The following is a 10382-nucleotide window of genomic DNA, read 5'->3' as shown; positions in this document are numbered from 1 at the left end:
AGCCGATATTACCCCGTCTTTTTCAACTGCGTCACCACCAGCTGGTGGCGCGCGTTGTAAAACTTCCGATAGGTCAGATAGCAGGCAATAATCGTCGACAGGCTCGCCGTAGAGAGCAGCATAAACGTCACCATAATCTGGTATTTAATCGCTTTTACCGGATCGATACCGGCAAAAATTAGCCCCGACATCATGCCCGGCAGGCTCACCAGACCCACGGTTTTGGCGGAATCCACCGTTGGGATCAGCGAAGAACGAATGCTGTCGCGGATCAACCGCGCCGAGGCCACCTTCGGTGTCGCGCCCAGGCTTAGCTTCTCCTGAAGCTGTTGCTGTTCACTGCTGAAGCGTTGCCCCAGATTGTTGTAGCATAACCCGACCGCCACCATCGCATTGCCCGCAATCATCCCGGAAATAGGGATCACCTGCATCGGCGTAAATTCTATCGAGCCGGAGAGCACCAGTACCGCCAGCGTTAACGCGGTCCCGGTGGTGATGGCAATAAACGACGAGAGGGACGCTTTATCGATGTATTTACTGCGTTTCTGCGCGTTCCATGCCGCGTTAAAGCAGATAAACAGCACCATCAACAGGGTCAGCACGGCATGATTGACGTTGAAGATGTATTTCAGCACATAGCCGACGATGATGAGCTGAATGACCGCGCGAACGATACTCCACAGAATATCTTTTTCCAGCCCCAGCTTCTCCCGGTAGCTGACCACAATCGCCACCAGCACCAGCACCATCGACAGCGCCAGCGATTCGTTGGTTATGTTATGTTCACCCACGGTGAGCCTCCTCCATTTTCCCGCCCTGCGGCCTGAGCGTGATGACATCATCCGCATGGCTAATTTCGTTTGAATCGTGCGTCACCCACAGCACGGCAATATCCTGTTCACGAACGTAGCGATGAATAATCTCATTGACGTTGCGCTTGTTAGCGTCATCCAGCGCGCTGGTGATTTCGTCCAGCAACAGCGCCTTCGGCAGGAATTGCAGGTTACGGATCAGCGAGACGCGCTGCTTTTCCCCGCCTGACAGTTCGGCAGTAGATTTGGTCAGCGTCTCCGGCGGAAGCCCAAAACGGGTCAGATCGTCCGCAAACTTTTTCGGATCGGGCGTTTGGTTGCGGATGTGCCAGGGGAAAACCAGATTGTCGTACACCGTGTCGCCAAACAGGGACGGCGTTTGCACGCAGTATGACACCTGCTGGCGATAGCTTTCCGGTGTAAGCGTGGCGATATCTTTCCCTTCAAACAGGATGGTTCCCTCCGTTGGACTCAGTAGCGAAGCCACGATTTTCAGGAGGGTGCTTTTGCCGCAGCCGGAGGGGCCGGTTATGAGTTTAAATTCGCCCGGAGAGAGACAAAAATCGACGTGCTGAAGGATGGTGTTATCACCCACACGAAAGCCAACATCCCTGATATCCAGAAGATTTTTTTTATTATTCATTCCGATTCCGTTAACCGCTGTGATAAGAACAGCCTTTAGCATAATCCTTTCCGCTACGCTGCGCGAATAGCCTTAACCTATCGCAAGTGTTAAACTTTTTGTTCGGTAATTGTCACCTCTATAACTACAGGAAGTCAGCAACATGACACATATCTTTTATGAGTTCTCTTCCCTGAAGCCTGGTGTTCCAGATGTGGAAACATTAATGGAAGTCATCAATTCTTCTGAACTCACGCGTTTTGTCATGGGTGCAGAGGTGGTCGATTTTGTTAAGAAGGCGCTCATCGTTAACACCACAATCGGTAGCTTTAAAAACTGCTATTTTGCTTTCGATGATGGGGCTTACTTTCTCGAGTTTGACGGCAAGGGTAAATCCAGACGCTTTACTGAGGTGCCGGACTGGTTCGTTTCCCCCGCGGAATTTGCCCGCTCGCAATGGCTGATTAACCATGACCTGGCCGATGTGAAGGCGACGGCGTTTATTAACGTGCTAATGTCCTACCCGCTTAAAGAGCGCCGGGCGCACTGCAATCTGCTGTTTGGTCTGGATCTGCATAAGGTCAATGTGGTTCCGGCGCCTACAGCCCCTGCCGGAAAAATGGGCAATAAAAACGGAAAAACCACCAAGCCTCGCGTCACGGATCTCGGCTCTTTTGAGCTTTTTACCGCGTTCTTTGCACGCATGAAAACCGCCGTCAATGCAAATGAGTTCCCCACCTTACAGGTGCTGACAGGCCAGAAGGATCTTGCAAAAGCGCCGCACAGCTTAAAGCAAGGGATCAGAACCTGGTTTAAGGGGATTACCGGCGATCTGCCGCCGAACAACAAACGTGTCGGAGCGGGCAATGCAGTACTGTTCTGCGCTCCCGTTCGCGAGCAGATCCAGCAGATAGAGGCCATCGGCCTGGAAAAATACTATCAGGGCTTATCGAAAGCCATCGCTGACGCCGGGGATGGGTTTATCACCGACTTCAGCTATTCCTGGTCTGAAGAGTAACGCTATGCGCCCCGCTCTCCTGGCGGGGCGTTTTAATTTTACCAGTCCGGTTCCCACCTCTTTACAGGGGCGAAATCCCGCCCGTTAACCGATATACTTACGTTCAACAAATACGCAATTTTTCTCGTTACGGCATGCAAAACAGGAGGTTTTTATGCTCATCGTTGTTCCTGTCCTTATTTTCGTTGCGCTGGTTATCGTGGGCGCAGGCGTCAAAATTGTCCCGCAGGGTTACCAGTGGACCGTCGAACGTTTCGGTCGCTACACCAATACCCTTCAGCCGGGTTTAAGCCTGATCGTCCCCTTCATGGACAGAATTGGGCGTAAAATCAACATGATGGAGCAGGTGCTGGATATTCCTTCCCAGGAAGTCATCTCTAAGGATAACGCCAACGTCACCATCGATGCGGTGTGCTTTATTCAGGTGATTGATGCGCCGAAAGCGGCCTATGAGGTGAGCAACCTGGAGCTGGCGATCGTCAACCTGACGATGACCAACATCCGTACCGTGCTTGGCTCGATGGAGCTGGACGAAATGCTCTCCCAGCGCGACAGCATTAATACCCGCCTGCTGCACATTGTTGATGAAGCCACCAATCCGTGGGGGATCAAAGTGACCCGCATTGAGATCCGCGACGTGCGCCCACCGGCAGAGCTGATTGCTTCCATGAATGCGCAGATGAAGGCCGAGCGTACCAAACGCGCCTATATTCTTGAAGCCGAAGGGGTGCGTCAGGCCGAGATCCTGAAAGCGGAAGGGGAAAAACAGTCGCAGATCCTGAAAGCCGAGGGCGACCGTCAGTCTGCCTTCCTCCAGGCAGAAGCGCGTGAACGTTCGGCAGAAGCGGAAGCCCGCGCGACGCAAATGGTTTCCGAGGCGATTGCCGCCGGGGATATCCAGGCTGTGAACTACTTCGTCGCGCAAAAATATACCGATGCGCTGAAGGAGATCGGCTCTGCGAACAACAGCAAAGTGGTGATGATGCCGCTGGATGCCAGCAGTCTGATGGGATCTATCGCCGGAATTGCCGAGTTGATCAAAGACGGCGGAAACGAGCGTAAAAAATGATTGAGCTCATCGTTGCACATCCTCATGCGTTCTGGCTAAGCCTTGGCGGCTTGCTGCTGGCCGCCGAGATGCTTGGCGGCAACGGTTATCTGCTGTGGAGCGGTGTTGCCGCTGTGATTACCGGGCTGGTCGTCTGGCTGCTGCCTGTCGGCTGGGAGTGGCAGGGCGCGCTGTTTGCCGTGCTGACGCTGCTGGCCGCCTGGCTGTGGTGGCGCTGGCTGAACAAACGGGTGAAGGCGCAGAAGCCGGTCGACGCGCATCTCAACCAGCGTGGGCAGCAGATCGTGGGTAAACGTTTTACGCTTGATAACGCGCTGATCAACGGACGCGGTCATATGCGCGTGGGGGACAGTTCGTGGCCGGTGGTGGCCGATGATGACCTCAGCGCCGGCACGCGGGTTGAGGTCATCGCGGTGGAAGGTATTACCCTGCGGGTTAAAGCCTGTTAGGCGTGGGTTTTACGGTGGCAGCAGCCGGAAAGATTGTCGATAATCGGGCACTCGGCGCTGTCATCTCCCGGGCAGGATTCTGCCAGCTGTAACAGTTGCTCACGCATCGCCTGTAATTCGATGATATGGCGTTCGATCTCCGCCACTTTTTCCAGCGTACGTTTTTTCACGTCGGCACTGTGGCGTTTCGGATCGTTAAACAGGTTAACCAGCTCGCCGCACTCTTCAAGGTTAAATCCTACCTGTCTTGCCTGGCGCAGTAACGTCAGTTCATCAAGATGCAGCTGCGTATAGCTGCGGTAGCCGTTCTCACTGCGCAACGGTGGCGTCACCAGCCCTTTTTCCTCATAAAAGCGAATCGCTTTGCTGGTTAAGCCGGTTTTTTTCGCAACATCGCTGATATTCACATTTCCCCCTTGACCTTCCCCTTGATGGAAGGTTTAACCTTCATAACAGTTAGCGAAAAGCAGAGTGAAGGTCAACAATTGACCAGAACATTATACGGGAGTTTTGTTATGTCTCACACTATTGACCTGACACTGGACGGCCTCTCCTGCGGCCACTGTGTCAAACGTGTTAAAGAAAGCCTGGAGCAGCGTCCTGATGTGGAAAGCGCTGAGGTGACTATCGATCATGCCGCCGTGACCGGCAGCGCCAGCGCCGACGCGCTGATTGATACCATTAAACAGGCCGGTTACGGGGCGGAGTTAAGCCACCCAAAGGCTAAACCGCTGGCAGAGTCATCATCCCCGTCGGAAGCACTGACAGCGGCCACTCCTGAGCTTCCGGTAGCTGATGATATTGATGACAGCCAACAGCTGCTGATCAACGGCATGAGCTGCGCCAGCTGTGTCTCACGGGTACAAAACGCCTTACAGGCGGTACCGGGCGTCGCACAGGCACGGGTAAACCTGGCGGAGCGTACTGCGCTGGTGATGGGCAGTGCCTCCGCCGCAGATTTAGTGCAGGCCGTGGAGAAAGCGGGCTACGGGGCGGAGGCCATCGAAGATGATGCCGAGCGCCGCGAGCGCCAGCAGGAAACGGCTGTCGCCACCATGAAGCGCTTCCGCTGGCAGGCGATCGTCGCCCTGCTGGTCGGTATTCCGGTGATGGTGTGGGGCATGATCGGTGACAACATGATGGTCACCGCAGACAACCGCACCCTGTGGCTGGTGATTGGTCTGATTACCCTTGCGGTGATGGTGTTTGCAGGCGGACATTTCTATACCAGCGCCTGGAAGAGCCTGAAAAACCGCACCGCGACGATGGACACGCTGGTCGCGCTCGGGACGGGTGCGGCGTGGCTGTATTCGATGAGCGTTAACGTCTGGCCGCAGTGGTTCCCGATGGAGGCGCGCCATCTCTATTATGAAGCGAGCGCGATGATTATAGGTCTGATTAACTTAGGCCATATGCTCGAAGCCCGCGCGCGTCAGCGTTCTTCGAAAGCGCTGGAAAGATTACTCGATTTAACCCCGCCGACGGCCCGCGTGGTCACCGACGATGGGGAAAAAAACGTTCCTCTCTCAGAGGTGCAACCCGGTATGACGCTGCGTCTCACCACCGGTGACCGCGTGCCCGTCGACGGTGAAATCACCCAGGGCGATGCCTGGCTTGATGAAGCCATGCTGACCGGTGAGCCGATCCCCCAGCAGAAATCTCAGGGCGATGCGGTGCATGCGGGTACGGTGGTACAGGACGGCAGCGTGCTGTTCCGCGCCAGCGCCGTTGGCAGTCATACCACACTGTCACGCATCATTCGGATGGTCCGCCAGGCGCAGAGCAGTAAGCCGGAAATTGGTCAGCTTGCCGATAAAATCTCCGCCATTTTTGTGCCAGTGGTGGTCGGTATTGCCCTGCTGAGCGCGGCAATCTGGTATTTCTTCGGCCCGGCGCCGCAGATTGTCTACACCCTGGTGATCGCCACCACGGTACTGATCATCGCCTGCCCTTGTGCCCTTGGTCTGGCCACGCCGATGTCGATTATCTCTGGCGTCGGACGCGCCGCCGAATTTGGCGTACTGGTCCGTGATGCTGACGCCCTGCAACGGGCAAGCACGCTGGACACCCTCGTCTTTGACAAAACCGGCACGCTCACCGAGGGCAAACCGCAGGTAGTGGCCGTTAATACCATTGGCTGTACGGAGACGGATGCCCTGCGCCTGGCCGCCGCGCTGGAACAAGGCTCCAGTCACCCGCTGGCGCGCGCCATCCTTGAGAAAGCCGGTGATGCCCGCCTGCCGCAGGTAAGCAACTTCCGCACTCTGCGCGGTTTAGGGGTCAGCGGTGAAGCAGAAGGCCATACGCTGCTGCTGGGTAACCAGGCACTGCTAACTGAACACGGTGTTGATACGTCCGTGCTGGACGCTGAGCTGAACGCGCAGGCCTCTCAGGGCGCGACGCCGGTTCTGCTGGCGAGGGATGGTCAGGTGGCGGCGCTGCTGGCCGTACGCGATCCGTTACGCCAGGACAGCGTGGATGCCTTGCAACGCCTGCACCATGCGGGCTATCGCCTGGTGATGTTAACCGGTGATAACCCGACTACCGCTAACGCCATCGCCAGAGAAGCCGGGATTGATGAGGTGATAGCCGGCGTGCTGCCGGATGGCAAAGCGGACGCCATCAGGAAATTGCAACGTGATGGTCGTCAGGTGGCGATGGTCGGCGACGGCATCAACGACGCCCCGGCGCTGGCGCAGGCTGACGTAGGTATTGCGATGGGCGGCGGGAGCGATGTCGCCATTGAAACCGCGGCGATCACCCTGATGCGCCACAGCCTAATGGGGGTGGCGGATGCGCTGGCGATTTCGAAAGCCACGTTGCGCAACATGAAGCAGAACCTGCTGGGGGCGTTCGTCTATAACTCGCTCGGCATTCCGATTGCCGCCGGGATTTTGTGGCCGCTGACCGGCACCCTGCTGAACCCGGTTGTTGCGGGTGCGGCGATGGCGCTCTCGTCAATTACCGTGGTGAGCAACGCTAACCGTCTGCTGCGGTTTAAACCGAAGGATTGAACCTTGTACCCGTACGCGCTAGCATGAACCTTTCCGGTCATGGAGCGCGTATGGGTCTGTTTAATCGTATAAAAACATCGTTTCGCGCCCTTTTTCCCCGCCGTTATGCCTGGCCCGGTATGGATATTTCGCTTCCGGGTGGGCAGCAACTGCACCTGGTGGGAAGCATTCATATGGGCACGCAGGATATGTCCCCCCTGCCCTCCGGCCTGATTAAACTACTGAAGCGCGCCGACGCGCTGATCGTCGAAGCCGACATCTCCGGCCATGAATCGCCGTTTGCCGGGCTGGAAAGCGACCGCCCCCTGGCTGAACGTCTTAACGAGACGCAGCTGGCTGAGCTTACCCGTCTTGCGGATGAGTCCGGCGTCTCGCTCTCAATGCTCGACACCCTGCCCCTGTGGCAAATTGCCATGGTGCTACAGGCAACCCAGGCGCAGCGCCTGGGGCTGCGCGGCGATTACGGTATCGATTATCAACTGCTGAATGCGGCAAAGGCGTGCAACCTGTCCGTCATTGAACTGGAAGGCACGGACAGCCAGATTGCGCTTCTTCGCCAGCTTCCTGATGACGGCAAGATGCTACTGGATGATACCCTGACCCACTGGCACACCAACGCGCGTCTGCTGCAAACGATGATTGGCTGGTGGCTGGATGCGCCGCCCGCAGACGGTAAGCTGGCGTTACCGTCGACGTTCAGTGAATCGTTGTATGATGTGCTGATGAACGCGCGCAACCAGGCGTGGCGGGAGACGCTGTATGCCCTGCCTGCCGGTCGTTATGTTGTCGCGGTTGGCGCGTTGCATTTGTACGGAGAAGGGAATTTGCCGTCGCTGCTGAAATAAAAAAATGGCCAATATTTCTATTGGCCCGTCAAAGAGGAATTTCATCGTTTTTATTATACCGAAGTGACCTTCGGCTACGCCGATTGTCGCTCAAAGTAACCATCACTGCCAATACTATTGCGCAAGATGGTGCTATTTTTTAGACAAACGTCAGGCGTATGCTGCTGGCATGAACCGTCTGTCGTAAGAAGGATAGCCATGACTCCCGCCGTTAAATTACTCGAAAAAAACAAAATTTCTTTCCGGATCCACACCTACGATCACGATCCGAACGAAACCAACTTTGGTGATGAAGTGGTGCGCAAGCTGGGGCTGAACGCGGACCAGGTATACAAAACGCTGCTGGTCGCGGTGAATGGCGATATGAAGCACCTCGCCGTGGCAGTGACGCCCGTCGCCGGACAGCTTGATCTGAAGAAAGTGGCCAAAGCGCTGGGAGCGAAAAAGGTCGATATGGCAGACCCGATGGTTGCGCAACGCACTACGGGTTATCTGGTCGGCGGGATCAGCCCGCTCGGCCAGAAAAAGCGTCTGCCGACCCTGATCGATGCGCCTTCGCAGGAATTTGAGACGATCTATATTTCTGGCGGCAAACGCGGGCTGGATATCGAACTGGCCGCAGGCGATCTGGCGAAAATGCTGGACGCGAAATTTGCGGATATTGCGCGCAGGGATTGAGAAAATTGCCCGGTGGCGCTGCGAGGTAAAAGCAAAACGGTAACAGGCGTTACCGTTTTTTTGTGTTCGCGCCCTCTCCCGGTGGGAGAGGGTTGGGGTGAGGGCATCAGGCCGCACAACACTACTGCCAGCTCACCTCGCCCTTCGGCTCATACGCGTTCACGTCAATCGGTGAATTTTGCTGGATAAACTGCTTTAACACTTCCGCATCAATAAACCCGGTATTTACATAGCCCGGTTTGTTATCGATATGCGGATAGCCGTCGCCGCCGGTGGCGTTAAAGCTTAACGTTGCCAGGCGGTAGGTTTTCGCCGGATCAACAGGTTCGCCTTTGATTTTGAGATCGTTGAGCTTACCGTCCTTGGCGACGAAGCTGACGTTAGCAAACTGCGGATACGCTCCGGAGTCCGGCTTCATCTGCGCCACGGCGGTCAGGTAGTCAATCACCTCTTTCCCGCTCATGTCCGCATACACCACCACGTTGCCAAACGGCTGCACTTTGAGCACGTCTTTATAGGTGATGTTTCCGCCTTCAATGGAATCACGAATACCGCCGCCGCTCATCACGCCGAAATCCGCATTCGTGCGCGCCATCTGCGCGGCCAGCACCAGACGCCCCATGTTGGTTTGTACGAAGCGGACTTTGCTGCGGTCCCCTTCCAGTCGTCCGTTAAGCGTGCCAATCTTCACGTCCAGCTGCGCTTTCCCTTTGCTCTGGAACGGCGTCAGCAGGGAGAGCATCTGCTGGTTTTCAGCGATCTCTGGCGTGTAGAGTACCCGCTCGCTTTTGCCGTCCGGGTAGGTTACTTTCTTCTTCAGGTTGACCGGGATGAGCTGATAGTGCACCAGCTTCATCTCGCCGTTACGGAATTCGAAATCCGCACGGCCTACGTATTTACCCCACTCGTGGGCCTGTACAATCCAGATCCCGTTCTGACGATCCGGCGCGCACGGCGTGCCGGGCACATAATCTACCTGCTTTTTATTCTCAGAAGCCATGCAGACCGGATCCTGCGAATGACCGCCCACAATCATCGCCAGCGAGCCCGCAGGAAGGCTGCGCGCCATCTCCACGTCGCCCGGCGCGTTAGAGCCGTGCTGACCGTTGTCGTAATGCCCCATGTGGGTGGTAGCGATAATCACATCCGGTTTTTCATTCTGCTGCAACTCCTGGATCACCAGCTTCGCTTCGTCCGCCGGTTTACGGAATTCGATGTCGGTGAAAAATTCAGGGTTGCCAATTTTGGCCGTATCGTCGGTGGTTAAGCCGATGACCGCGATCTTCAGATCCTGACGCTTAAACAGCGCCCACGGTTTAAACAGGCGCTCGCCGGTGCTTTTCTGATAAATATTGGCGGAAAGGAACGGAAATTTGGACCACTTTTCCTGCTGGCGCAATACGCTCAGCGGGTTATCAAACTCGTGGTTTCCGACCGCCATCGCGTCGTAACCAATTAAATTCATGCCGCGGAAATCAGGCTCGGCATCCTGCAAATCAGATTCCGGTACGCCGGTATTAATATCCCCGCCCGACAGCAACAGCACGCTGCCGCCCTGAGCCGAGACCTCTTTACGAATGCCGTCCACCAGCGTTTTTTGCGCCGCCAGGCCATATTCACCGTATTCGCTGCGCCAGAAATGGCCGTGATGATCGTTAGTATGCAGAATGGTAATTTTATAGGTTTTATCTTTTTCATACGCCTGCGCGGGCAGGCTTGTCAGCCCCCATGCGGCGATGAGCGCCAGCGCGACGCCACGCTTTATTAACTTCATCTTCTCTCTCCCTGACCCATAGACAAACGCAAAAATTACAGTGACTCACAAGAATAGACAAATAAGTTTTCAGAATTGCGACTTTCTTCAAATGTCACGGA

The 10382-nt window shown here is 55.8% G+C and carries 10 protein-coding genes; 6 read left to right on the top strand and 4 right to left on the bottom strand.

Annotation, left to right across the window (positions count from 1 at the left end):
* Positions 1–8: 8 nt before the first annotated feature.
* The gene (gene fetB, locus HP459_RS05930; protein WP_161177452.1) at positions 9–791 is read right to left on the bottom strand and encodes an iron export ABC transporter permease subunit FetB; all 783 of its coding nucleotides are present in this window, start codon (positions 789–791) and stop codon (positions 9–11) included.
* Positions 784–1455, bottom strand: a complete 672-nt coding sequence (fetA, locus tag HP459_RS05925; protein WP_171936014.1) for an iron ABC transporter ATP-binding protein FetA — start codon at positions 1453–1455, stop codon at positions 784–786. Before fetA ends, fetB begins: the two co-directional genes overlap by 8 nt.
* A 142-nt stretch (positions 1456–1597) precedes the next feature.
* Between fetA and HP459_RS05920 the strand changes: the two genes are divergently transcribed.
* The 3 genes from HP459_RS05920 to HP459_RS05910 all read left to right on the top strand — a co-directional run bounded on the left by HP459_RS05920 (position 1598) and on the right by HP459_RS05910 (position 3970).
* A complete protein-coding gene (locus HP459_RS05920; RefSeq protein WP_154051681.1) occupies positions 1598–2452 on the top strand; it encodes a hypothetical protein in 855 nt (284 codons plus the stop codon).
* A gap of 154 nt (positions 2453–2606) precedes the next feature.
* Positions 2607–3521 (top strand): SPFH domain-containing protein, encoded by a 915-nt coding sequence (locus HP459_RS05915; RefSeq protein ID WP_003858941.1) that lies wholly within the window; start codon positions 2607–2609, stop codon positions 3519–3521.
* A complete protein-coding gene (locus HP459_RS05910; RefSeq protein WP_023305604.1) occupies positions 3518–3970 on the top strand; it encodes an NfeD family protein in 453 nt (150 codons plus the stop codon). Before HP459_RS05915 ends, HP459_RS05910 begins: the two co-directional genes overlap by 4 nt.
* On the opposite strand, the gene cueR is transcribed toward HP459_RS05910, so the two are convergent.
* Positions 3967–4377 carry a Cu(I)-responsive transcriptional regulator gene (gene cueR / locus HP459_RS05905; protein WP_017383222.1) on the bottom strand — a complete coding sequence of 137 codons (411 nt, stop codon included), beginning with the start codon at positions 4375–4377 and terminating at the stop codon, positions 3967–3969. The two genes, HP459_RS05910 and cueR, sit on opposite strands and share 4 nt — an antisense overlap.
* Before the next feature lie 108 nt (positions 4378–4485).
* On the opposite strand from cueR, the gene copA reads away from it, so the two are divergent.
* The 3 genes from copA (at position 4486) to ybaK (ending at position 8507) form a co-directional block, all read left to right on the top strand.
* Positions 4486–6984, top strand: coding sequence for a copper-exporting P-type ATPase CopA (copA, locus tag HP459_RS05900; RefSeq protein WP_165716099.1), 2499 nt, complete (start codon positions 4486–4488; stop codon positions 6982–6984).
* Between the two features lie 50 nt (positions 6985–7034).
* Positions 7035–7829 (top strand): TraB/GumN family protein, encoded by a 795-nt coding sequence (locus tag HP459_RS05895; protein ID WP_022647284.1) that lies wholly within the window; start codon positions 7035–7037, stop codon positions 7827–7829.
* A gap of 198 nt (positions 7830–8027) precedes the next feature.
* On the top strand, positions 8028–8507 hold the full coding sequence (gene ybaK / locus HP459_RS05890) for a Cys-tRNA(Pro)/Cys-tRNA(Cys) deacylase YbaK (RefSeq protein ID WP_010428207.1): 480 nt from the start codon (positions 8028–8030) through the stop codon (positions 8505–8507).
* Positions 8508–8628: 121 nt separating this feature from the next.
* On the opposite strand, the gene ushA is transcribed toward ybaK, so the two are convergent.
* Entirely contained in the window at positions 8629–10281 is a 1653-nt protein-coding gene (gene ushA, locus HP459_RS05885; RefSeq protein WP_023305601.1) for a bifunctional UDP-sugar hydrolase/5'-nucleotidase UshA, read from the bottom strand.
* Between the last annotated feature and the right edge of the window lie 101 nt (positions 10282–10382).

Source organism: Enterobacter sp. CM29 (assembly GCF_013179605.1).
In the GTDB taxonomy this organism is placed as follows: domain Bacteria; phylum Pseudomonadota; class Gammaproteobacteria; order Enterobacterales; family Enterobacteriaceae; genus Enterobacter; species Enterobacter intestinihominis.
This window is presented reverse-complemented; position numbering and strand designations above follow the sequence as displayed.